The following is a 23,128-nucleotide window of genomic DNA, read 5'->3' on the forward strand; positions in this document are numbered from 1 at the left end:
GTNTTTTTTTATGCATCAGACGACTTACTGCACAGTCACGGTATCGGCGACATCGCTGAATTCCGGGATCTTGTCGAAGTTCATGTAGCGGTAGATATCGGTTGCGTTCTTGTCGAGCACGCCGATATTCGCCATGTACTCTTCCTTGGTCGGAATCTTGCCCAGCATCGCGCAGACCGCGGCCAGTTCAGCCGAACCGAGATAGACCTGAGTATCGATACCGAGCCGGTTCGGGAAGTTGCGGGTCGAAGTCGACATTGCAGTCGAACCCTTGCGCACTTGTGCCTGGTTACCCATGCACAGCGAGCAGCCCGGCATTTCCATCCGGGCGCCGGTGCGGCCGAGCACGCCGTAATGGCCTTCGGCGGTCAGCACCTGCTGATCCATCTTGGTCGGCGGTGCGATCCACAGCCGCACCGGGATGTCGGATTTACCTTCGAGCAACTTGGAAGCAGCGCGGAAGTGACCGATGTTGGTCATGCAGGAACCGACGAATACTTCGTCGATCTTCGCACCGGCAACTTCGGACAGCATCTTGACATCATCCGGATCGTTCGGGCAGGCCACGATAGGCTCGTGGATGTCGGCCAGATCGATCTCGATCACCGCTGCGTATTCGGCATCGGCGTCCGGAGCCAGCAGCTCCGGTTTGGCCAGCCAGGCTTCCATCGCCTGGATACGACGCTCCAGCGTGCGGCGATCCAGGTAGCCGGTCGCGATCATCCACTTCATCAAGGTGATGTTGGATGTCATGTACTCGATGATCGGCTCTTTATCCAGATGCACGGCGCAACCGGCAGCTGAACGCTCGGCCGATGCATCGGACAATTCGAATGCTTGTTCGACCTTCAGCTTCGGCAAGCCTTCGATTTCGAGGATGCGGCCGGAGAAGATATTTTTCTTGCCCTGCTTCTCGACTGTCAGCGTGCCCTGGCGGATCGCATACAGCGGTATCGCATTAACCAGGTCGCGCAGCGTCACGCCAGGCTGCATTTCACCTTTGAAGCGGATCAATACCGATTCCGGCATGTCGAGCGGCATCACGCCGGTGGCGGCAGCAAATGCGACCAGACCGGAACCGGCCGGGAACGAAATACCGATCGGGAAACGGGTGTGCGAATCGCCGCCGGTGCCGACGGTATCAGGCAACAGCAGGCGGTTGAGCCAGGAGTGGATCACGCCATCGCCCGGACGCAGCGCGACGCCGCCGCGGTTCGAAATGAACGCCGGCAACTCGTGGTGGGTCTTGACGTCGACCAGTTTTGGATAAGCGGCGGTGTGGCAGAACGATTGCATGACCAGATCGGCCGAGAAACCGAGGCAAGCCAGGTCTTTCAATTCGTCGCGGGTCATCGGGCCGGTGGTGTCTTGGGAGCCGACGGTGGTCATTTTCGGTTCGCAGTAGGTGCCAGGGCGCACGCCCTTGCCTGCAGGCAGGCCGCAGGCGCGGCCGACCATTTTTTGCGCCAGCGTGAAACCCTTGCTGGAAGAAGCAGGGTCGCTCGGCAGGCAGAACAAGGTGCTTGGCGCCAGGCCCAGAGCTTCGCGCGCGCGTGCTGTCAGGCCGCGGCCGATAATCAGCGGAATGCGGCCGCCGGCACGCACTTCATCGAAAATCACCGGGGATTTGACGGTGAATTCGGAGATGACTTCGCCGTTTTTCAGCGCCTTGCCATCGAACGGACGCAGTTCGATGACGTCGCCCATGTCCATCTTGGAAACGTCGAGTTCGATCGGCAATGCGCCGGCATCTTCCATCGTATTGTAGAAAATCGGCGCGATCTTGTTGCCGAGGCAGACGCCGCCGAAACGCTTGTTCGGGATGAACGGGATGTCTTCGCCGGTGAACCAGAGCACCGAGTTGGTTGCGGATTTGCGCGAGGAACCGGTGCCGACCACGTCACCGACGTAGGCCACCAGGTTGCCCTTGGCCTTGAGCGCTTCGATCTGCTTGACCGAACCGATCTTGCCCGGCTCGTCGGCGACGATGCCCGGACGCGGGTTTTTCAGCATCGCCAGCGCGTGCAGCGGAATATCGGGGCGGGTGGTTGCATCCGGCGCCGGCGACAGGTCATCGGTATTGGTTTCGCCGGTGACCTTGAACACGGTCAACGTCAGGCTTTGCGGTACTTCCGGACGGGACGTGAACCACTCGGCATCGGCCCATGACTGCAATACTGCCTTGGCGTTGGCATTGCCCTGATCGGCCAGCGCCTTGACATCGTGGAAGTAATCGAACATCAGCAGGGTTTTTTTCAGGCCCTCGGCTGCGATGCCGCCGACCACGGGGTCAGCCAGCAGATTGATCATCGGCGTGATGTTAAAGCCGCCCAACATGGTGCCCAGCAATTGCGTCGCTGTCTCGCGCGAGATCAACGCACAGGCTTCCTCGCCTTTGGCGACCTTGCCCAGGAACGCGGCCTTGACCTTGGCAGCATCGTCGACACCGGCAGGAACACGGTAAGTGATGAGATCAACCAGTGTTTTCTCTTCGCCCTGCGGCGGATTTTTCAGCAGGCCGATCAACGCCTCGGTCTGCTGTGCCGACAGCGGCAAGGGTGGAATACCGAGCGCAGCGCGTTCGGCGACATGTTGGCGATAGGCTTCTAGCATGGCAGATCCTCACAGTTTGGTTAGTGGTGGCGCAAAGTGCTTGAAGCGCCGGAAATAATGAAAACTAAATGATGAAAATTCATGAATTCAAGTCAATTTGGCGAACAATCACAACCGGACTCAAATCAACTCTTATATATTATATCTTTTACTTGAGTTCTTGCGCCATTTTCACTGAGCGCGTTTTTTCCAACATAGGCAAGGCACGCACAAAATAACACTACTGCTGTCATACCAAGACGGGATCGGCAGAAAATTTCAGCCCGGATGGGCGGCACGCAATTCGACAGGGAACCATGCCAGAACGCAGAGCGCACGAACGCAATTTCGCGCTCGCATCAAGCGGGAATTTCGGAAGCTTACGTGAGATTTTGGAGATTTTTGACAAGTGCATCCGACTCCCAGATGATATGATCTCAAGCATGTTTGCTTGGCACATCAACCGGGTGGATATTGGCGTCCCCAAGGGGATTCGAACCCCTGTACTCACCGTGAAAGGGTGATGTCCTAGGCCTCTAGACGATGGGGACAGTGATCTGTCCGTACTACCTGACTTGCTTGACGCCTGGCATTAAATGCCGCAAATCCATGCTGGGTCGGATTTGCTTTTTACTGGCGTCCCCAAGGGGATTCGAACCCCTGTACTCACCGTGAAAGGGTGATGTCCTAGGCCTCTAGACGATGGGGACTAAGCTGCACTACTGTTTTTTCGCTGGTGGAGGTAAGCGGGATCGAACCGCTGACCTCTTGCATGCCATGCAAGCGCTCTCCCAGCTGAGCTATACCCCCTTGCGAAGAACAAAATTATAGCAAGCTTCGTTACCGTATGTAAATCCTCTTTTTGAAAAAATTAGAGATATTTTGTCAGGCGCGCCAAAACCGTATCGCGGCCAAACAACTCAATGACTGCATCGATCGATGGCGTCTGCAACTGCCCGGTCAACAACAGGCGGAGTGGCATGGCCATTTGCGGCATCTTCAGCTTGTGCGCAGCCAGCATTTCTTTCAGCAGCGCCGACAACGCATCCTTTTTCCATTCGACGGCTTGGCAACGCGCGGCATAATCCTGCAGCGCCGGCCTGGATAATTCATTCAGGTGCTGCGCCAGCAAATCTGCGGCAGGATTCGGCGTGCGATAGAACAGCATTGCCGCATCGGCCAGCTCATTGGTGGTATTGACGCGCTCCTTCATCAATCCGATCACTGCCTGCAGGTCGGGAGCATTCGTGAAATTGGCGCCGTCCTTTTCCATCAAAGGCTTGACCAAGCCTGCCAGCCGGTCATTGTCGGCCTGCTTGATGTAGTGATTATTCAGCCAGGCCAGTTTTTCCGGATTGAACTGCGCCGGCGACTTGGACAGATGATCCAGATCGAACCAGGCGCAAAACTGTTCCATCGAGAACACTTCGTCGTCGCCATGACTCCAGCCCAGGCGTGCCAGGTAATTCAGCATCGCTTCCGGCAAATAGCCTTGCGCCGGATAATCCATCACGCTGACCGCGCCGTGACGCTTCGACAGTTTTTCGCCATCGGCGCCGAGAATCATCGGCACATGGCCGTACAGCGGCAAGGTCGCTCCCAGCGCCTTGAGGATATTGATCTGGCGCGGCGTGTTGTTGACATGGTCATCGCCGCGGATGACATGGGTAATCTGCATATCCCAATCGTCGATCACCACGCAGAAGTTATAGGTCGGCGTACCGTCCGGGCGGGCAATCACCAGATCGTCCATCTCGCGGTTGGCGATGGTGATCGTGCCTTTCACCACATCGTCCCAGCTGACATCGCCATCTGCAGGATTCCTGAAGCGCACCACCGGCTTGCGGTCGGCCGGAATCGCGGGCAGTATCTTGCCAGCCTCGGGGCGCCAGGTGCCGTCGTAACGCGGTTTTTCTCCGGCAGCGCGCTGGCGTTCACGCATCGCTTCAACTTCTTCCGGCGACGAATAGCAATGATAGGCAGTGCCAGCGGCCAGCATTTGCGCCACGACTTCACGATAACGATCCATCCGCTGCATCTGATAAAAAGGGCCCTCGTCGTGAGACAGCCCAAGCCAGCTCATGCCTTGCAGGATTGCCTCAACCGCCTCCGGCGTGGAACGCTCCAGATCGGTATCTTCGATGCGCAGGATGAAAGTGCCGCCAAAATGACGGGCGTAAGCCCAGGAAAAAAGCGCGGTGCGAGCGCCGCCAAGGTGTAGATAGCCGGTCGGGCTAGGGGCAAAGCGGGTGCGAACGATCATGGCAATAAAAACGGCCTTGGTTGACCAAAGCCGAGATGGCATTAAAAGAGTATTTTACCGCGTTGCATAGGCGCTGCGTTACTTGCGTCTATCGCCTTGCTTATGCGACTTTGAGCGATTTCGAAACGCCGCCTTCACGCAAATGCGGCTCCGCAATGAATCTGTGCTTGCCGGTCAGTAAAAGGAAGTGCTTGCCGGTACAACGGGCCAGCAATGTCATGTCGACCCGTTGCGCTACCGCATGGCCCATTTGGGTAGTGCCGGAGCGCGACAGCAAGAAAGGAATACCCATCTGTGCGCCCTTGATTACCATTTCCGAAGTCAGGCGGCCGGTGGTATAAAAAACCTTGTCATGCCCGCTGATGCCGTCTAGCCACATCCTCCCGGCGATCGCATCCACCGCATTGTGGCGGCCGACATCCTCGATGAAATACAGTAACTCCCCTGTAGCATCGAACAGCGCACAGCCGTGCACCGAACCCGCCTGTTTGTAGATCGACGCCTGGGTGCGGATCAGATCAACAATTTTGTAAAGCGTGGACTGCGTCAACTTGGCATCAATTGGCAGAGTGATGGTATCGACCTCGTCCATCAGTCCGCCAAACATCGAGCCCTGGCCGCAGCCGGTGGTAACGACCCGCCTGGCGGTGCGCTCCTCGATGTAATCGACGCCGTGATACGTTGTGACTGCCGCAGCCTCGACTTCCCAGTCCACTTGCACTGCCGCGATTTCTGCAATTGCTTTCACCAGGCGCTGATTGCGCAGATAACCCAACACCAGCGCTTCCGGCGCGCCGCCCAGGGTCATCAAGGTCACCAGTTCGCGTTTATCCAGATACACCGTCAAAGGACGCTCGGCCGGAATGTCTATGGTCGATGCACGGCCCTGTTCATCCAGCACTTCCACCGGATAAGTCAGTGCTGCGCATGCATTGGAAAGTATTGGCCCTGTCGTCATGGGAAACATTCTGATCCGATCACAGGCTGCCGTGGTTATTTTTTTGCCGTGGCAGCTGCATCAGGTGCAGCTGCCGGACCGGCAGCAACTGCACTTGCGGCAACATAAGGCCCGGGATCGGAGCAAGCTGGCGTCGCATCGGCAGGCTGCGCGCTGGTGCTTTTTTCCTGCCGGTAGCGCGCGACAACCTTATCCTGCGACAGGCACAGCTTATATGCATCCAGTTTGGAGGCCCAGGCAGTCTTGGCCTTGGCTTCCGCAGCCTTGGCGGCAGCCTCTTCGCTTAATGGCGGCAGCTTGGCAACAGCCAAGCCTGTCGCCATCAAACCCAGCGCCATGCAGATAAATTTATTCATGCCTGCTCCACCATGCAAGTTATACGTTAGCCTGTTTGACGGTTTCGATTTGCTGTTCTGGCGCACGATTGCGCGCCACCTTCCCAGACTGGATATCGTCATACCACAGATCATGATGCTGCTTGGCCCACGCATCGTCCACATAGCCGGTACGCATCGCCTGGTAGGCGCCCTCCATTCCCAGCGTGCCAATGTAGATATGGCCAAGAATCATGCTGGCAACCAGTACCGCAGCGGCAATATGGATAATGTTGGCGATCTGCATGTTGCCGCGCGTGTAAACCAAACCCGGGACCAGCATGTCAAGCACAAAACCCGAGGCGCTGATAATCAGGCCAAACAGCACGACAGCCCCCCAAAACATGAGCTTCTCGCCCGCATTGAATCTGCCCGAACTGACGTGCTTGCCGCTCAGCAAGCCGCCGAACTTGGCAAACCAGTTCAGATCGCCCTTGCCCGGCAAATTGTCTTTTACGAAAAGCACAAAAAACACGACTATTGAGCCGGTAAATATCGGACCGACGAAATTATGGATATTTTTACAGGCAAAAGCCAGCCAGCCGAATAGCGTCAATCCGAAGACCGGGAGCAGCACGTACTTGCCAAATAACACGATGCCGCCGGTGAGCGCCAGCAAAACAAAACTGATTGCCATGGTCCAGTGCGCCATACGCTCGAGCGAGGTGAAGCGCTCTATCAAACGTCCGGTGAGGCTGCCTTCCAACTTGATCTTTCCTCTTAACAAATACATCGCAGCAATCAACAGCAGCACGACTAGCAATATCCAGCCGCCCATATGCGTAAGCGGGCCATTGCGATATTGCCGCCATGCCTCGCCAGCGGTAGTGGCGCGAACCTGGCCCGGAAACTGCGCCTTCGGTTGTATCAGTACGCTGGCCTCCAGCGCGGGCAGGCTGGAATAATTTGGCGTGCCGGCATTTACGATCCGATAGGTCGGTGCCAGATTGCCGGGCTGGCTCTGGCTGCGCTCGGCCTGATTCTGTTTCAGAATATCAATCGATTCAACAATGGGCACCATCGGCGATGCCTGACTGACATTTTCAGACGGCTCGCCCTGTGCTGCCTGTGCTGCCGCAGCGCCGATCCAACCGACAAATAGGCAGACACCGAATACCAAACCACGAAATTGCGTCTTCATGTTGCCTCCGCTGAGCGGCTTGCCAGCGCAATCAATTTATTCGAATGTATTCGTTTTGATTTTGATTGCGTGTATGGATTTGCTTTTCCCAGTTATCTTTATCGCCGGGGGTCCAGCCACCGGCAACAAAATCATTCTTCGCACCCTGCCAGGGTTTGCCATCCGACTTGACGGGCGATCCAGTCAGCGACTGGTCTCGTTCGCTGCATGCGATCAATGCCAGCGCGCTCAGAAACACCAATAGCAGGCGCATCATGATTTATTCTCCCCGGACTGTTTTGCCTCAGGTTGCCGGGTGCGGCCATAAGCTGTGCCCCAGCCCCACACTTCACTGCCGGCACCGCGCTGAACCACGCGGTTGCGGAAAATATCGGCAATCACGTCGCCATCGCCGCCCAGCAACGCTTTGGTCGAGCACATTTCCGCGCAAGCCGGCAATTTGCCTTCGGCCAGACGATTGCGTCCGTATTTTTCAAACTCTGCCTGCGAGCCGTCTTTTTCGGGGCCGCCGGAGCAGAACGTGCATTTGTCCATCTTGCCGCGCAAACCGAAAGTCCCGTTGGAAGGAAATTGCGGCGCGCCGAACGGGCAAGCGTAAGAGCAATAACCGCAACCGATGCACACATCCTTGTCGTGCAGCACCACGCCTTCGTCGGTGCGGTAAAAGCAGTCGACCGGGCAAACCGCCATGCAGGGAGCGTCCGAACAATGCATGCAAGCAACCGAAATCGATTTTTCCTGGCCGATAACGCCATCATTGATGGTGACGACCCGGCGCCGGTTCACGCCCCAAGGCACCTCGTGCTCGTTTTTGCAGGCGGTCACGCAGCTATTGCACTCGATGCAGCGTTCGGCGTCGCAAATGAATTTCATCCGTGCCATTTAACGTTCCTCCCCAGCGTGCTTGCACGCTTCACGCAACAAATTTTTCGATGTTGCAGATGGTCGTCTTGGTTTCCTGCATCATCGTGACGGAGTCGTAACCGTACGTGGTCGCCGTATTGACCGCTTCGCCGCGCACAATCGGCATTGCACCCTCGGGGTAATACTCTTTCAGATCCCTGCCCTGCCACCAGCCCGAGAAATGGAACGGGATAAACGCGGTTTCGGCATTGACGCGCGGCGTGACCAGCGCCTTGACCTTGATGCGCGCCCCGGTTGGGGTTGAAACGATCACGTATTCGCCATTGCGGATGCCCCGGTCGGCAGCAGCCTTCGGGTTCAGCTCGACAAAGGCATCTTGCTGCAATTCCGCCAGCCACGGATTGGAGCGGGTTTCCTCGCCGCCGCCCTCGTACTCGACCAGGCGGCCCGAGGTAAGGATGATCGGGAATTTCTCGTACAGCTTCTCCGCGACATTCTTGTCCTGGATCGACTTGTACAGGGTCGGCAGGCGCCAGAACGACTTTTTATCGTCATGGGTTGGGTATTTCGCCACCAGATCGGGCCGTGTTCCATACAGCGGTTCGCGGTGCATCGGCACCGGATCGGGGAAATTCCACACTACAGCGCGCGCCTTGGCATTGCCGAACGGATGGCAGCCGTGATTCTTCATCACCACGCGCTGAATCCCGCCGGACAGATCGGTCTTCCAGTTCTTGCCTTCCGCCGCCGCTTTCTCGGTATCGCTCAATTCATTCCACCAGCCCAATTTTTTCATCAGCACATGGTCGAATTCCGGGTAGCCGGTGGTGATATCCGCACCCAGCGAGTGCGAGCCGTCCTCCGCCAGCAAATTAACGCCGTCTTTTTCGACCCCGAAATTGGCGCGGAAATTGCCACCGCCATCCATCACGTGCTTCGAAGTGTCGTACAGGTTGGAGGTGCCCGGGTGCTTCATTTCCGGCGTTCCATAGCAGGGCCACGGTAAGCCGAAATAATCCCCGGTCAGGTCGTAGCCGGTGGCTGCATCCTTGCCGCCTTTGCATTTCAATGTCTTGACATCGAACAGGTGCATGTTGCGCATGTGCGCCTTGAGCCGCTCCGGCGACTGGCCGGTATAGCCGATGGTCCAGGTGCCGCGATTGATCTCCTGCAGCATCGATTCCGGCTCCGGCTCCATCATGCCGCCCTTGCCCGGGACCAGCTTGATCTTTGCGACCAGTTCCTTGCCGAAACCGAGTTTTTGCGCCAACTGGTACATGATCATCTGATCGGTACGCGACTCGAACAGCGGTTCAATGACTTTTTCGCGCCATTGCAGCGACCTATTGGACGCCGTGACGGAACCCGAAGTTTCGAACTGGGTCGCAGCCGGCAACAGATATACGGCGCGGTTGGGATTCAGTTCCTGGCCATCGACTTTCATGGCGGCCATGGCTGCGGTCGCCGACGGGTAAGGGTCGATCACCACCAGCAAATCGAGTTTGTCGAATGCCTTTTTCATTTCCAGGCCGCGGGTTTGGGAGTTCGGTGCATGGCCCCAGAACACCATCGCCTTGACATTGTTGTCCTGGTCGATGAACTCATTCTTTTCCAGCACAGCGTCGATCCAGCGCGACACGGTAGTGCCGGACTTTTCCATCATTTCCTGCGATGCAAACTGTTTCTTGACCCATTCGTAATCGACGCCCCACACCGCGCACCAATGTTTCCAGGAGCCGGTCGCCAAGCCGTAGTAGCCCGGCAGGGAATCAGGGTTCGGCCCGACATCGGTTGCTCCCTGCACATTATCGTGGCCGCGGAAAATATTGGTGCCGCCACCCGATTTGCCGACATTGCCCAGCGCCAGCTGCAGGATGCAAGACAGGCGCACTATCGCGTTGCCGATCGTGTGCTGGGTTTGCCCCATGCACCAGACCACGGTCGAAGGGCGGTTTTTGGCAAGGGTTTCGGCGACCTTGAAAACCTCGGCCTCGGTTACGCCGCACGCCTCCTCCACTTTTTCGGGCGTCCAGGTCAGCGCTTCCTCCTTGGCCTTGTCCATGCCGTAGACGCGGTTGTTGATGTATTCCTGATCTTCCCAGCCGTTCTTGAAGATGTGGTACAGCAAACCGTACAGGAATGGGATGTCGGATCCGGAGCGGATCCGCACGTATTGTTGCGCCTTGGCTGCGGTGCGCGTGTAACGCGGGTCGACCACAACCACCTTGCAGCCGGTTTCTTTCGCGTGCAGCAGATGCAGCATCGACACCGGATGCGCCTCGGCGGCATTGGAACCGATATACATTGCCGCCTTCGCGTTCTGCATGTCGTTGTAGCTATTTGTCATTGCGCCATAGCCCCAGGTGTTGGCAACACCCGCAACCGTGGTGGAATGGCAGATCCGTGCCTGGTGATCGCAGTTATTGCTGCCGAAAAATGAGACGAATTTTCGCAGCAAGGCGGACTGTTCGTTGTTGTGCTTGGAGGAGCCGACCCAGAACACCGAATCCGGGCCGCTGACCTTGCGGATATCGAGCATCTTGGCGGAAATCTCGTTTAGCGCCTGATCCCAACTGATGCGCTGATACTTGCCGTTGACCAGCTTCATCGGATATTTCAGCCGGTACTCGCCATGGCCGTGCTCGCGCAGCGCAGCGCCCTTGGCGCAATGCGCGCCGAGATTGATCGGCGAATCGAAGACCGGCTCCTGCCGCACCCAAATGCCGTTTTGGACCACTGCGTCCACCGCACAACCGACCGAGCAATGGGTGCATACGGTGCGCCTGACCTCGATCTTGGCGCCGGCCGTCTTGCCTTCGACCGCCGCCTTGGCTTTTTGTATCAGGCCCAATTGCGCAGCGGCGATCCCGGCCCCGACACCAATGCCGGAGCGTTTCAGGAACAGCCGGCGATCCATCGTCGGTAACGCGCGCGACAGGCTGGCGGCAAGGCCGGATGTAAAACGGCTGGGCGGATGCCGGCCTGCGTCGCTTTTGCGGGTCAACAGCATGTTGTCACCTCGCTATCAGATGGTGGTGGTGCGGTAGTATTTTTTGACATGCTCCGTCAGTCGATAGCCGCCGCCGGCAGGCTCGGTAGCGACGGCGCCCAGCGCCTTGCCGGCAGGTGCTCTGCTGGAAATCCTGGCCGCAACACCAGCCGCAGCAGCCAAGCCGAGCCCGGAAAGGAATGTCCGGCGTGCGATTTTGTTTGTATCGGCCATGACGGTCTCCTGAATGCAGGTTGGGAATCCTGATCTTCTTGCAGGCGCTCGTGAATCGTGATTTGACTGCCTATCATCTTGCATCTTATGCAAACCATTACAATTGTTCAATAAACAATTGCAATTAAAGATTTCAGAACGTCAGCTTGAAACCATGCCGGATCAGGCTTCGCCAGTCTCGTCTGCAGCGCCATGCAAATAATACAAATTATGGGGTATCAATAAAAATAGGTAATTATAACAATATTTATATGCCGAAATTAAAATACACAACCCCAGTATATACACAACGCCGGAAACCCTGCCGCACTCTGATTGCGGTCGTACCTATCTCAGCGTAGCGGCAATTTCCGGCGGCAATTTAAGCCATATCAAAGGCCTGCATCTCCACTTCGAAAAACGTCCGCGCCAGGTTGGCCACTGCCGCGTACAGCCTGGCATGGCTGTTGGCATTGATTGCGGTGCAGGCATCGAACACCCAGGCTTGCATGTGGGCGGTAAAAAAGGTTTTTTGCACTGCGATATTGGCTTGCAGTACGTCATCCGACGCGATCAGGTGGCGCATCACCTCGCACAAGGTTGCGATATGATCCTCGCTCTCGGTCACCGCGGCCGTCCGCTCCAGGCCGAGTCGGTCCAGGTCGGCGCGCAACGCCGCCAGCGGCTTTTCCATCAAGAAGCCGGACAGGTAATACGAACCGTACAGCATCACTTCCGGCTTGCCGGTGCTGATGAACAACTGCTCGTATTCTTCCCGCGCTGCTTCGGCTTGCGTATTCTTGCAGGCCAGCGCCAGCTCGATCCAGGCGCGTTCCAGCACGCCGTCGCCGCCGGACTGCGCGGCAGCCACAGCATCGATCAGCGCCTGCGGCGGCGGGGCGTAAAACAGCGTGGCCAGCAAGCCGTACAAATCCGCGCGGGCGGCTTCCTCGCCCTGGTCCGGGGTTTCAAACTTCATTGGCTGGCTGGTGGCGTTCATGCATTCTCCGGCTCACTGCGGTTGTTTCAGGGCGGTTATCGAAGCCTCGTTTTTATTTTCCATCATGTCGATCACGCGGCAGTCGGAACACATCCTGATGCGGTCCAGATTGCCGGCGAAAGCGCCGTGCGCCGACAGTTTTGCCAGCATGTTGTCGATCATCTGCAGCGTGCCGAACGGCGTATTGCAGCGGATGCAATGGTAGGGCTGCGCTTCGTTCAACACCACCGCTTGCCTGGCGGCGTCGGTAAACAACAGGCGCGGCGACAGCGTGATCGCCGACTCGGGGCAGGTTTTTTCGCACAAGCCGCACTGCACGCAGTTTTTCTCGATAAAACGCAACTGCGGCAGGCTCGGGTTATCGGTCAGCGCGGATTCGGGGCAGGCGCCGACGCAGGACATGCACAGCGTGCAGGCATCCTTGTCGACTGCCACCGCGCCGTACAAGGCGCCGGCTGGCAAGGCAATCTGCTCTACTCTGGCCGGCGCATGCCGGTGCAAATGCGCGAGCGCGAACTCGAGTGCGGTGCGTTTGTCAGCCGCCAGATTGAAAGTCGCGCAGCTTTGCGGCGCCTGGGCTGGCGTCAGCGCATTGACTGCGGCGTCGAGTTCGGCGGCGGTCCTGGCACGTATCAGCTGCACGTGGATGCCTGCATAGCCCAGCCCGGACAGGATGGTTTGCGCCAGTTCCATCTGCTGCTGCAGCGCCTCCAGGTATTGCGGCGCTTCCTCGCCCGTCACCAGCACGCTGACATCGGCCGCGCCGTAGGCAAAGGCGGCGAGCCAGACGTCGATGCCGGCCGCAGCCGTGTGGTGCAGCTCGAGCGGGATGATGCGCGCCGGCATGCCGCGCCAGCCGGCCTTGGCCAGCCTGCCCGTCTGCTCCACCAAGGTGGTGCCCTGCCCCTGGCTGTGGAACAGCAGCCCGGCTTGGCGGCCGCCTGCCTTGGCATAGGTGGTCAGCAGCGTCTTGATGCGCAACCCCATGTCGGGGGTACGCGGGTACGCATACGCGAGTGCGCCGGACGGACAGACCGTGCTGCAGGCGCCGCAGCCGGCGCACAGATTGGGATCGACCCTGACGCGATTGCCGTGGTGGCTGATCGCTTCGGCCGAGCAGATATCGATGCAGGCGTTGCAGCCGATTTTTTCATTGCGGCTGTGGGCGCACAGCTTTTCCTTGTAGGTGACGAATTTCGGCTTTTCGAACTGGCCGATCATCTGCGTGAGCTTCAACGCATCCTCAAACTGGCGCGCGACATCCGGCCCGGGCGCGAAATATCCCTGCGGCAACTGATGGACGCACAGCAGCGGCGTACGGGACAAGTCGAAGATCAGATCGAATTCGCCGCTGCGGTCGTTGGCCGCCTTGATGTCGCCGCGCGCAAAATCGATCGCGCCGATGCTGCCGCAGGCCTTGACGCAATCGCCGTGCGAGCGGCACAGGTTAGGATCGATCTGGTAGCTCAGGTCGATCGCCCCTTCCGGGCAGGCTTCGATGCAGGCGTTGCAGCGGACGCAGGCTTCCAGGTCGATCGGGTTGTCTTGCTGCCAGCGCACCTGGAACGCGCCCAGCCAGCCGGAAATCGCAATCTGCTTGCCCGAAAAGCTGGGAAAACTGCGCTCGCCCAGCATCTGATTCTGGCTGCCGGATGTCAGCAGCACGCTGACATCGACTTGATCGCCCAAGCGCCGGACCCACGGCAACACCTGATCGGCCGGCCCGATAATCAGCGCATGCCCGGCCGAATCGAAATCGACGATCGGTACCGGCTCCGGGTCGGGCAAGGCGGCGGCGGCCAGCAATGCCGCCATCTTCGGCAACGCGGTCTTCGATTCCGCGCTCCAGCCGGCGGTTTCGCGGATATTCACGAAGCGAATCGGCACCATCGTGTTTTTTTGCTGCGCCAGTTCGGCAAACAGCGCGCGCTCCTGGGTGCAGGCGACGACCACCTCATCGACGCCGTCCAGCACCTCCAGATAGGCGCCGATCTCGCGCCGGCAGAGCTGGCTGGCCACCGGCAGCGCACCGCTGCCGAGCGCGGCGCCTAGCTGAGTGCCGGCCGCAGCATCGAGCGGCATGCTGCGGTTGCAGTTGCAGATTCTGAATTGGGTCGTCATACAGCCTCATTCTTGTGCGTTGCGACGGCAGCCGGCAGCGGCAGCGGCAGCGGATTCGGCACCAGGACCGGCGGGGTGTCCGGTTGAACCTCTTGCTGCGGCAGGGCGGGGGCAGGATCGTGTGGTGCTGTTGTGACGGTCGGGAGCAGCGGAACCGGCTCGGGCGGATTGACGGCAGGAGCTTGCTCTGCCTGTTCCGGCATCGGCATCGGCATCGGCTCCGGCAATGGCGACACCGGCCTGGCAAAGAATTGCGCCGGATCGAGCGCGCCCCTGGCATGTTGCAACGCTTCCAGCATGCCGGGCGGCAGCGGGTCGGGCTGGCTGTAGTCCCCGACGTAAATATCGAGCCCATCCATGATGTTGAACTGCGGCAGCGCAAACAACTTTTTCATCGCGGAGCGCTTGACGGTCTCATCGACGCCCTTGGCGACAAATGCGGCGTAGTCGGAGTCCGCCGTCAGGCCTTCGACATCGGCTAGCGTCGGCAGCGGCTTGCCTGCCGTTGCCGAGCCGCTGCCGAGCTGCGCATCCGCAACGACGGCGGCAGGATCAAGAGCGGCAGGTGGCGGTACAGCATCGACCTTGCGCTTGCTCCAGCGCGCGAAAAAATCATCGGCTGCCATTATCCTTGCCCTCCGCCTGCGCCATCCGATCAACGCCAGCACCGCCTTCAAACGAAGGCTTTTTGCGTTTGCGTTTGACCTCGGACTGATAATGCTGCTGGGTGAACATGCTCAAGCGTTCGATGATCGCCGCCGACGCCGGCAGCGTTTCGACCTGTTCGCCGCCATCCATCAGGCGCGCCGCCTCGTTGTATGACAACGTGACAGCCTTCGGCACCGCCACTTCTTGCGCGCCGATCTGCTCGATGCGCCACATGATGAACCAGCATGGGACGGCGGAACTGAGGTTGAGATAATAGCCCTCGCCCTCGTCGCTGAACAGCTTGATGGCGAAGCCGGGAAATATCCAGCGCGTATCGTCGACATCGTCCAGCAGGCAGCGCGCGCCGCCGGGTGGCAAGGCGGCTGTATCGAGCACCTCCAGCGGGAGCCACTGATGCGACTGCCAGCGGTTGTCGAGCGCCTTGCGCTGCATGATGACACTCACATCGATTGCCTGCGTCTCCACCTTCGGGCCTCATTTCTGTGCACTGGGTCAGACTGCTTCCCGCCGCAAGCGGCAAAAAGCTTGCTTGATGTCAATATACTCTGCAATGTATTTCAAAAACACCAGGACAACCCTGTGGGAATCCCAGTGCCTTAAATCATACTCCCAATATTAAAGATAACGCCACAAGCGGGAAGAAGGTGCACGGATTGGGCTACAGCCGGCCCGTTCATGCAAAAACTCAATCGTTCTTGACCACGATACTCGGAAACTTGCCGCTCATGTCGCGCGCTTTTTCCGCCACGCCGATCGCGATTTTGCGGGCGATTTCCTTGTAAATCGCAGTCACCGGGCCATCCGGGTCGGCCACCACGGTCGGGCGGCCGGAGTCGGCCTGCTCGCGAATCGACATCGTCAGCGGCAGCCCGCCGAGGAAGGGAACACCGTATTCCGCACACATCTTCTCGCCGCCGCCGGCGCCGAAAATCGATTCCGCATGGCCGCAGTTGGAGCAGATATGGGTGCTCATGTTTTCGACGATGCCGAGGATCGGAATCCCGACCTTCTCGAACATCTTCAAGCCCTTGCGCGCATCCAGCAAGGCGATGTCCTGCGGCGTGGTGACGATCACCGCACCGGTCACCGGCACTTTTTGCGACAGCGTCAGCTGGATGTCGCCGGTACCCGGCGGCATATCGACGATCAGGTAATCGAGGTCGCGCCAGTTGGTCTGCTCCAGCAATTGCTGCAGCGCCTGCGTGACCATCGGGCCGCGCCACACCATCGGCTCGTCGGGGTCGATCATGAAACCGATCGAGGATACCTGCAGGCCGTAATTTTCCAGCGGCTCCATGGTCTTGCCGTCGAGCGACTCCGGCCGGCCGGCGATGCCCATCATCATCGGCTGCGAGGGGCCGTAGATATCGGCGTCCAGAATCCCGACCGACGCCCCTTCGGCGGCCAGCGCCAGCGCCAGATTGGCCGCAGTGGTCGATTTGCCGACGCCGCCCTTGCCGGAAGCGACAGCGATGATGTTCTTCACATTCTGCATCAGCTTGACGCCGCGCTGCACCGCGTGCGAAATAATCTTGACATACACATTGACGCTGACATTCCCGACGCCGGGAATGCCGCGCAGCGCAGCGATCGCGCTTTTGCGGATCGCATCGATCTGGCTTTTAGCCGGATAGCCAAGCTCGATATCAAGTGCAATATCGGCACCGTCGAGCACAATGTTTTTGACCGATTTGGTGGATACGAAGTCCTTGTTTGTGTTCGGGTCGATTACTGTAGCCAGGATTTCCTTAACCGTTTCTACCGTGATGCTCATGCTTGTCTCCATAGTTGATAGGCAAGTCTAGCGCAAAACCGCGCGCGCAACAGCATATCCCTTATGCACCACATGTCTATTGCACTGTTAAAATGACGTTTTCTTCATGTCAAAAGCGCACCAACCATGACCCGCAAGCTGTTCGTTACCACCGCCCTCCCTTACGCCAATGGCGCATTTCATATCGGCCACATCATGGAATACATCCAGGCCGACATCTGGGTCCGGTTGCAGCGAATGCAGGGCCACGAAGTGCACTTTGTCGGCGCCGACGACGCCCATGGCGCGCCGATCATGATCGCAGCCGAAAAGGCCGGCGTCACGCCGCAGGAATTCGTCGCCAACATCGCCGCCGGGCGCAAGCAATATCTGGACGGCTTCCATATCGCGTTCGACAACTGGCATTCGACCGACGGTCCGGAAAACCACGAACTGTCGCGCGACATCTACCGCAAGCTGAAAGCCTCAGGCTTCATCGCCACCAAGACCATCGAACAATTTTATGACCCGGTCAAGAACATGTTCCTGCCGGACCGCTACATCAAGGGCGAATGCCCGAAATGCGGTGCCAAGGACCAATATGGCGACTCCTGCGAAGTCTGCAGCGGAGTATATGCGCCGACCGAGCTGAAAAATCCGTACTCGACGCTGACCGGCGCCACGCCGGTGATGAAGTCGTCCGAACACTTCTTCTTCAAGCTGTCGGACCCGCAATGCGTGGAATTCCTGCGCGAATGGGCGCTGGACCCGCAGCGGCTGCAGCCGGAAGTGGCGAACAAGGCGCGCGAATGGCTGGAAGGCGGAGAAGGCGAAAGCAGCGGCCTGGGCGACTGGGACATCAGCCGCGATGCACCCTACTTCGGCATCGAAATTCCCGACGAGCCGGGCAAATACTTCTACGTCTGGCTGGATGCGCCGGTCGGCTACCTGGCTTCGCTGAAGAACTACTTCGGCAAGACCGGACGCGACTTCGGCGCCTTCATGGCCGACCCGACCACCGAGCAATACCACTTCATCGGCAAGGACATCATCTACTTCCACACGCTGTTCTGGCCGGCGATGCTGAAGTTCTCCGGCCAGAAAGTGCCGAACAATATCTTCGTGCACGGCTTCATCACCGTTTCCGGCGAAAAAATGTCGAAATCGCGCGGCACCGGCATCTCGCCGCTGCGCTACCTCGACATTGGCATGAACCCGGAATGGCTACGCTATTACATCGCCGCCAAGCTCAACGCCAAGGTGGAGGATGTCGATTTCAACCCGGACGATTTCGTCGCGCGCGTCAACGCCGACCTGATCGGCAAGTACGTAAATATCGCCAGCCGCGCCGCCGGCTTCATTGCCAAGAAATTCGACGGCAAACTCAGCATGGACTGGGCCACCGACAGCGACGCCTTCCTGGCCACGCTGCGCAGCGCCGGCTCCGAAATCCTGGCGCTGTATAACGGCCGCGAATACGGCAAGGCGCTGCGCGCAGTGATGGACCAGGCCGACATCGTCAACGCCTACGTCGATGCCAACAAGCCGTGGGAACTGGCGAAAGACCCGGCCAAGGCGGCCGCGCTGCATGAAGTCTGCAGCCGCCTGATGGAAGCATTCCGGATTCTGACCGTGTACCTGAAGCCGGTATTGCCGCAACTGGCGCAACAAGTCGAAGCCCTGCTCAACCTGGCGCCGCTGCAGTGGTCTGACGCCGCCGTGGCGATGCCGGATAACCATCAAATAAATCCGTATGCACATCTGATGCAAAGGGTCGAGCCGAAAATGCTCGATGCGCTGTTCGAGGCGCCGGAGACTGAAGCACCAGCGGCAGCACCGGCTGCCGATGCCGGCACGGCCAGCGCGAAAAAAAACCTCCCTCACCCCGGCCCTCTCCCGGAGGGAGAGGGTGAGAACAGCGGGGCGATTGAAGCGCTCGCCCCTGAGATCAAGATCGACGATTTCGCCAAGATCGACCTGCGCATCGCCAGGATCGTCAATTGCGAACATGTCGACGGTTCCGACAAGCTGCTGCGCCTGACGCTGGACGCAGGCGAAGGCCGCTTGCGCAATGTGTTCTCCGGCATCAAATCCGCTTACCAGCCGGAACAGCTGATCGGCAAACTGACGGTGCTGGTAGCCAACCTGGCGCCGCGCAAGATGAAATTCGGCGTGTCCGAAGGCATGGTGATGGCGGCCTCCGCCGCCGACGAGAAGGCCAATCCGGGGATCTACATCCTCAACCCGTGGCCGGGCGCGGAGCCCGGGATGCGGATCCACTAATGTGCAGATCAGACGGAGCGATGTGTGCCTTTTAACAAGTCCCTGTTTACGCGCTCTCTCTAGCCCATGGATTTCTTGATACGCGAAGCAAGCCCGGACGATGCGGACCTGATTGCCGACCTGACCTGCAACGCCTGGAATCAAACAGTCGCGGCCAACTCCAGCGGCCACCACGAAACCAGCGCCAGGGTTCTGGATGATTTGCGGCTGGGCGGCGGCTTCATTCTGCTGGTCGACGATGTCGCCGCCGGCTCGGTGCGCTGGCTGCCGACGGACACCGAGCACGACATCTGGGAAATCATCCGCATGGGCGTGACCCACGCCTTCCGCGGCCAGAGCCTGTCGCAGCACCTGCTGGAAGCGGTGATCCACCACGCGCTCGGCTGCGATGTCACCGAACTCCGGCTGGCGGTACGCACCGACCAGCCGCGCCTCATCGACTTTTACGCCGCACTCGGCTTCGAGATCGCCCCCGAACTCGAATACAGCCACGCCAGCCCGCAAGAACCGGCCCTGACCGTGATGCGCAGGGTTCTCCGGCGATAAAACATACTCAATGCTGTATTTTATTTTCCGCAATTAATATATGATGAAATAATATTTTTTACATCATACTCCCATGTTTTCACAATAAATCAGGCTGACATGCGGCGCTCCGCTGCTGCTAGCCGCTCCACCACAGGCGCTGCGTGCGGCGCATGCCATCAAGCCGCGATTTGCCAGTTGACCGGGTGTTTCTGCCGTCGATCAGCAGCGCGTCCGGCACGTTCCTGGGCGCAGCTCATCCGCGCAGGCTTGATGAATATCTTGAAGTATCCTTGCGGCAAGGTGCACAATAGAAAAAACAAACAACAAATATTCGGCACGATCGATGCCGGGGAGGCCGCTGGATATCTCGTCTTGGCTTGATTCGCCCCTTCCCTCGCGAACAAACATAAGGAACGACGGTGCCAGACTTGATTTCCATTGATTACATATTGCTGGTCATCGCAGGCTGGCTGCTGATCGGCGCATGCGGGCTGCTGGCCCTGAAGAAGACCGCTTTTGTGGCGCGTGCGCTGTTCCCGCTGGGCGCAGTGCTGGGCATCATCCTGGGCGCCACCGGCCTGGTCAGCGCCTTCGGGGGGCCGCAAACCGCGGTGCTGCCGATCGGTTTACCCGACTTGCCGTTCCATCTGCGGCTCGACAGCCTGTCTTCCTATTTCCTGTTCGTGTTCGGCATCGTCAGCACCGGGGTCTCGATTTTTTCCGCCGGCTATTTCCGCAAGGGCGAAGGAACCCCGCCGGGGCTGTTGTGCCTTGAGTATCACGTCTGCCTGGCCAGCATGGCCTTGCTGTTGATCGCCGACGATGCCTATGTGTTCATGGTGGCGTGGGAAACGATGTCCCTGTCGGCGACCTTGCTGGTGACCGCGAATCACCGGCTACCCGAAGTGCGCCGCGCGGGCTTCCTGTACCTGCTGATATCGCATGTCGGCGCGCTGGCGCTATTGCTGTGCTTCGGGCTGCTGCAGGCCAATACCGGCGACTACACCTTTGCCAACATGCGCCAGCAGCATTTGAATGTGTTCTGGGCAACGGTCACTTTCTTTCTCGCGCTGTTCGGTTTCGGCGCCAAGGCCGGCATTTTGCCCTTGCATATATGGTTGCCGGAAGCGCACCCGGCGGCGCCATCGCCGATCTCGGCCCTGATGAGCGCCTTCGTCCTGAAGACCGGCATCTATGGCGTGCTGCGCGTCACCTTCGATCTGCTGCATACCCAGGTTTGGTGGTGGGGCGGCATTACGCTGGCGCTCGGACTGGCGACAGCCTTGTTCGGCGTGGTACTGAGCGCGGCCCAGACCGACATGAAGCGTCTGCTGGCCTACTCGTCGATAGAAAATATCGGCCTGATGTTTGTCGGCATCGGCTTGACGATCCTGTTTCGCGCCTACGACATGGCGGGCATGGCCGCGCTGTCGCTGACCGCAACGCTCTATCATGTGGCGAGTCATGGCGCTTTCAAGAGTCTGCTTTTCCTCGGCACCGGCACCGTGCTGCATGCGACCGGCGAGCGCAATCTCGGGCATCTGGGCGGGCTGATGCGCTTCATGCCATGGACAGGATGGGCGGCGCTGGTGGGCGCACTGGCGGCTGCCGGCCTGCCGCCGTTCGGCGGTTTCGTGTCCGAATGGCTGTTGTTGCAAAGTTTCCTGTTTACACCCGGATTGCCGAATTCCTTCCTCAACATGCTGATCCCCATCGTCGCCGCGGTGATCGCACTGGTGGGCGCACTGGCCGGTTATGTGATGGTCAAATTCTTCGCGATCATCTTTCTCGGCCAGCCACGCGAGCAAAAACTTCTCGATGCGCATGATGCGGATAATTGGGAGCGCCTTGGTTTCGTATGGCTGGTTGCAGCGTGCATATTCTTCGGTTTGTTTCCGGTGCAGATGGTGCTGGCGATCGATCGTGTCACGCACCTGCTGGTGGGAGGCGGCATTGGCACCGCTGTTCTTCAGAATGGCTGGCTGCTGCTTGCGCCGGTGGATCCCGACCGCGCCAGCTACATGCCGGTAGCATTCGTGATGATATTGGCGGCATGTTGCGTTGTGGCTTATTTGCTGGTGCGGCGTTTGTACCATGGCCGCTTCCGGCGCTCGATACCGTGGGGCTGTGGATTCCCTTTCCAGACTGCCAGGATGCAAGACACCGCGGAAGGATTCGGTCAGCCGATCCGGGAAATTTTTGGTTCCTTCTTCCGGATGACGCGGCAACTGCCTTCATCGTTCGATAAAGCGCCGCGCTATCAGGTGACGATTGAAGACCCATTCTGGGGTCTGCTGTATCGTCCGATTGCCGCCATTACCGAGCGCATCGCACGCATCATCAGCCTGCTGCAGCAGGGCCGCATTGCCGCATATCTGCTCTACAGTTTCCTGACTCTCCTGATATTGTTGCTGGTGGTGAATCAATGATCACGTTCTTTGGGTTTTTTTCACAACTGCTGGAAATACTGCTTGCGCTTGCGGTTGCGCCGCTATTGACCGGGTGGATCAATCAGTGTCGCGCCTGGCTGCAGAATAAAAGCGCGCCCAGCCTGTTCCAGCCGTATCGGATGCTGCACAAGCTGTTCCATAAAGAGTCCGTACTGGCCGAACATGCCAGCCCGCTGTTTCGCATGGCGCCCTACATCGTGTTTGGCTGCATGACGCTGGCGTGCGGCATCATCCCTACCCTGTCGACCGATCTGCCGCTGTCGCCTGCCGCCGATGCGATTGCACTGGTTGGCCTGCTTGCGCTGGCCCGCGTTTTCATATCGCTGGCCGCGATGGATATCGGCACCGCGTTTGGCAGCATGGGTGCGCGGCGCGAGATGCTGGTCGGCTTCCTGGCTGAACCGGCGCTGCTGATGGTGTTGTTTTCGGCTTCCCTGATCACGCAATCGACCTTGCTGACCAGCATCGTCGATAGCCTGGTGCATCGCGAACTGGCGATCTACCCCAGCCTGGCCTTTGCCGGGGTCGCATTTACGATGGTGTCGCTGGCAGAAAATGCCCGCGTGCCGGTCGACAATCCCGCCACGCATCTGGAACTGACGATGATTCACGAGGCGCTTTTGCTGGAATACTCGGGACGCCATCTGGCGCTGATGGAATGGGCCGCCAGCCTGAAACTTTTTGCCTATTCCTGCATAGGAATCGCACTCTTCATACCTTGGGGAATTGCCGAAGCCAGCCGTCCGCTGGCGCTGCTCTCTGCGCTTCCGATCCTGCTGCTCAAACTGGCGCTCGGCGGCGCGTTGCTGGCCCTGATCGAAATGAGCAGCGCCAAGATGCGCATCTTCCGGGTCCCGGAATTTCTGACCGCAGCGTTTCTGCTGGCCGTCATCGGCATGCTGGTGCACTTCCTTTTGGGGGCATAGAACA

General features: G+C 58.9%; 18 protein-coding genes and 3 tRNA genes. 4 read left to right on the forward strand and 17 right to left on the reverse strand.

From position 1 onward, the window contains the following. Positions 1 to 24 precede the first annotated feature (24 nt). From HMCN_RS0104405 to apbC, 17 genes are all read right to left on the reverse strand, one after another. The gene (locus HMCN_RS0104405) at positions 25 to 2,613 is read right to left on the reverse strand and encodes a bifunctional aconitate hydratase 2/2-methylisocitrate dehydratase (protein ID WP_025916240.1); all 2,589 of its coding nucleotides are present in this window, start codon (positions 2,611 to 2,613) and stop codon (positions 25 to 27) included. Between the two features lie 454 nt (positions 2,614 to 3,067). After that, positions 3,068 to 3,143: transfer RNA gene (locus HMCN_RS0104410), tRNA-Glu, on the reverse strand. 83 nt (positions 3,144 to 3,226) lie between these two features. Continuing rightward, positions 3,227 to 3,302 (reverse strand) — tRNA-Glu (locus tag HMCN_RS0104415). A 24-nt stretch (positions 3,303 to 3,326) separates the two neighbouring features. After that, positions 3,327 to 3,402: transfer RNA gene (locus tag HMCN_RS0104420), tRNA-Ala, on the reverse strand. A 61-nt stretch (positions 3,403 to 3,463) separates the two neighbouring features. Beyond that, positions 3,464 to 4,855 carry a glutamate--tRNA ligase gene (gltX, locus tag HMCN_RS0104425; protein WP_035625801.1) on the reverse strand — a complete coding sequence of 464 codons (1,392 nt, stop codon included), beginning with the start codon at positions 4,853 to 4,855 and terminating at the stop codon, positions 3,464 to 3,466. A gap of 100 nt (positions 4,856 to 4,955) precedes the next feature. Continuing rightward, positions 4,956 to 5,813, reverse strand: coding sequence for a formate dehydrogenase accessory sulfurtransferase FdhD (locus HMCN_RS0104430; protein WP_025916242.1), 858 nt, complete (start codon positions 5,811 to 5,813; stop codon positions 4,956 to 4,958). A 35-nt stretch (positions 5,814 to 5,848) separates the two neighbouring features. Then, positions 5,849 to 6,169: a hypothetical protein gene (locus HMCN_RS0104435; protein WP_025916243.1), complete on the reverse strand. Its 321-nt coding sequence runs from the start codon at positions 6,167 to 6,169 to the stop codon at positions 5,849 to 5,851. Positions 6,170 to 6,188: 19 nt separating this feature from the next. After that, a complete protein-coding gene (locus HMCN_RS0104440; RefSeq protein WP_025916244.1) occupies positions 6,189 to 7,328 on the reverse strand; it encodes a formate dehydrogenase subunit gamma in 1,140 nt (379 codons plus the stop codon). Positions 7,329 to 7,359: 31 nt separating this feature from the next. Continuing rightward, the gene (locus HMCN_RS0104445) at positions 7,360 to 7,584 is read right to left on the reverse strand and encodes a hypothetical protein (RefSeq protein ID WP_025916245.1); all 225 of its coding nucleotides are present in this window, start codon (positions 7,582 to 7,584) and stop codon (positions 7,360 to 7,362) included. Then, entirely contained in the window at positions 7,581 to 8,210 is a 630-nt protein-coding gene (fdh3B, locus tag HMCN_RS0104450; protein WP_025916246.1) for a formate dehydrogenase FDH3 subunit beta, read from the reverse strand. The genes HMCN_RS0104445 and fdh3B overlap by 4 nt, the downstream gene beginning before the upstream one ends. Positions 8,211 to 8,241: 31 nt before the next feature. Beyond that, positions 8,242 to 11,202, reverse strand: coding sequence for a formate dehydrogenase subunit alpha (locus HMCN_RS0104455; protein ID WP_025916247.1), 2,961 nt, complete (start codon positions 11,200 to 11,202; stop codon positions 8,242 to 8,244). A gap of 15 nt (positions 11,203 to 11,217) precedes the next feature. Then, positions 11,218 to 11,415: a hypothetical protein gene (locus HMCN_RS0104460; RefSeq protein WP_025916248.1), complete on the reverse strand. Its 198-nt coding sequence runs from the start codon at positions 11,413 to 11,415 to the stop codon at positions 11,218 to 11,220. 361 nt (positions 11,416 to 11,776) lie between these two features. Further along, a complete protein-coding gene (locus HMCN_RS0104465) occupies positions 11,777 to 12,394 on the reverse strand; it encodes a molecular chaperone (RefSeq protein ID WP_025916249.1) in 618 nt (205 codons plus the stop codon). Between the two features lie 12 nt (positions 12,395 to 12,406). Next, positions 12,407 to 14,515 (reverse strand): 4Fe-4S binding protein, encoded by a 2,109-nt coding sequence (locus HMCN_RS0104470; protein ID WP_025916250.1) that lies wholly within the window; start codon positions 14,513 to 14,515, stop codon positions 12,407 to 12,409. Continuing rightward, entirely contained in the window at positions 14,512 to 15,141 is a 630-nt protein-coding gene (locus HMCN_RS19120) for a DUF3306 domain-containing protein (RefSeq protein ID WP_025916251.1), read from the reverse strand. Before HMCN_RS19120 ends, HMCN_RS0104470 begins: the two co-directional genes overlap by 4 nt. After that, a complete protein-coding gene (locus tag HMCN_RS0104480) occupies positions 15,128 to 15,649 on the reverse strand; it encodes a DUF3305 domain-containing protein (RefSeq protein ID WP_025916252.1) in 522 nt (173 codons plus the stop codon). Before HMCN_RS0104480 ends, HMCN_RS19120 begins: the two co-directional genes overlap by 14 nt. A 220-nt stretch (positions 15,650 to 15,869) precedes the next feature. After that, positions 15,870 to 16,958: an iron-sulfur cluster carrier protein ApbC gene (apbC, locus tag HMCN_RS0104485; protein ID WP_025916253.1), complete on the reverse strand. Its 1,089-nt coding sequence runs from the start codon at positions 16,956 to 16,958 to the stop codon at positions 15,870 to 15,872. Positions 16,959 to 17,084: 126 nt separating this feature from the next. On the opposite strand from apbC, the gene metG reads away from it, so the two are divergent. From metG to HMCN_RS0104505, 4 genes are all read left to right on the forward strand, one after another. Continuing rightward, a complete protein-coding gene (gene metG, locus HMCN_RS0104490; RefSeq protein ID WP_081801409.1) occupies positions 17,085 to 19,220 on the forward strand; it encodes a methionine--tRNA ligase in 2,136 nt (711 codons plus the stop codon). 66 nt (positions 19,221 to 19,286) lie between these two features. Continuing rightward, a complete protein-coding gene (locus HMCN_RS0104495) occupies positions 19,287 to 19,766 on the forward strand; it encodes a GNAT family N-acetyltransferase (protein ID WP_025916255.1) in 480 nt (159 codons plus the stop codon). A gap of 401 nt (positions 19,767 to 20,167) precedes the next feature. Next, on the forward strand, positions 20,168 to 22,177 hold the full coding sequence (hyfB, locus tag HMCN_RS0104500; protein WP_035625787.1) for a hydrogenase 4 subunit B: 2,010 nt from the start codon (positions 20,168 to 20,170) through the stop codon (positions 22,175 to 22,177). Next, entirely contained in the window at positions 22,174 to 23,124 is a 951-nt protein-coding gene (locus HMCN_RS0104505) for a respiratory chain complex I subunit 1 family protein (RefSeq protein ID WP_025916257.1), read from the forward strand. Before hyfB ends, HMCN_RS0104505 begins: the two co-directional genes overlap by 4 nt. Positions 23,125 to 23,128 lie beyond the last annotated feature (4 nt).

This window comes from Herminiimonas sp. CN (genome assembly GCF_000622895.1).
Lineage (GTDB): Bacteria > Pseudomonadota > Gammaproteobacteria > Burkholderiales > Burkholderiaceae_D > AVCC01.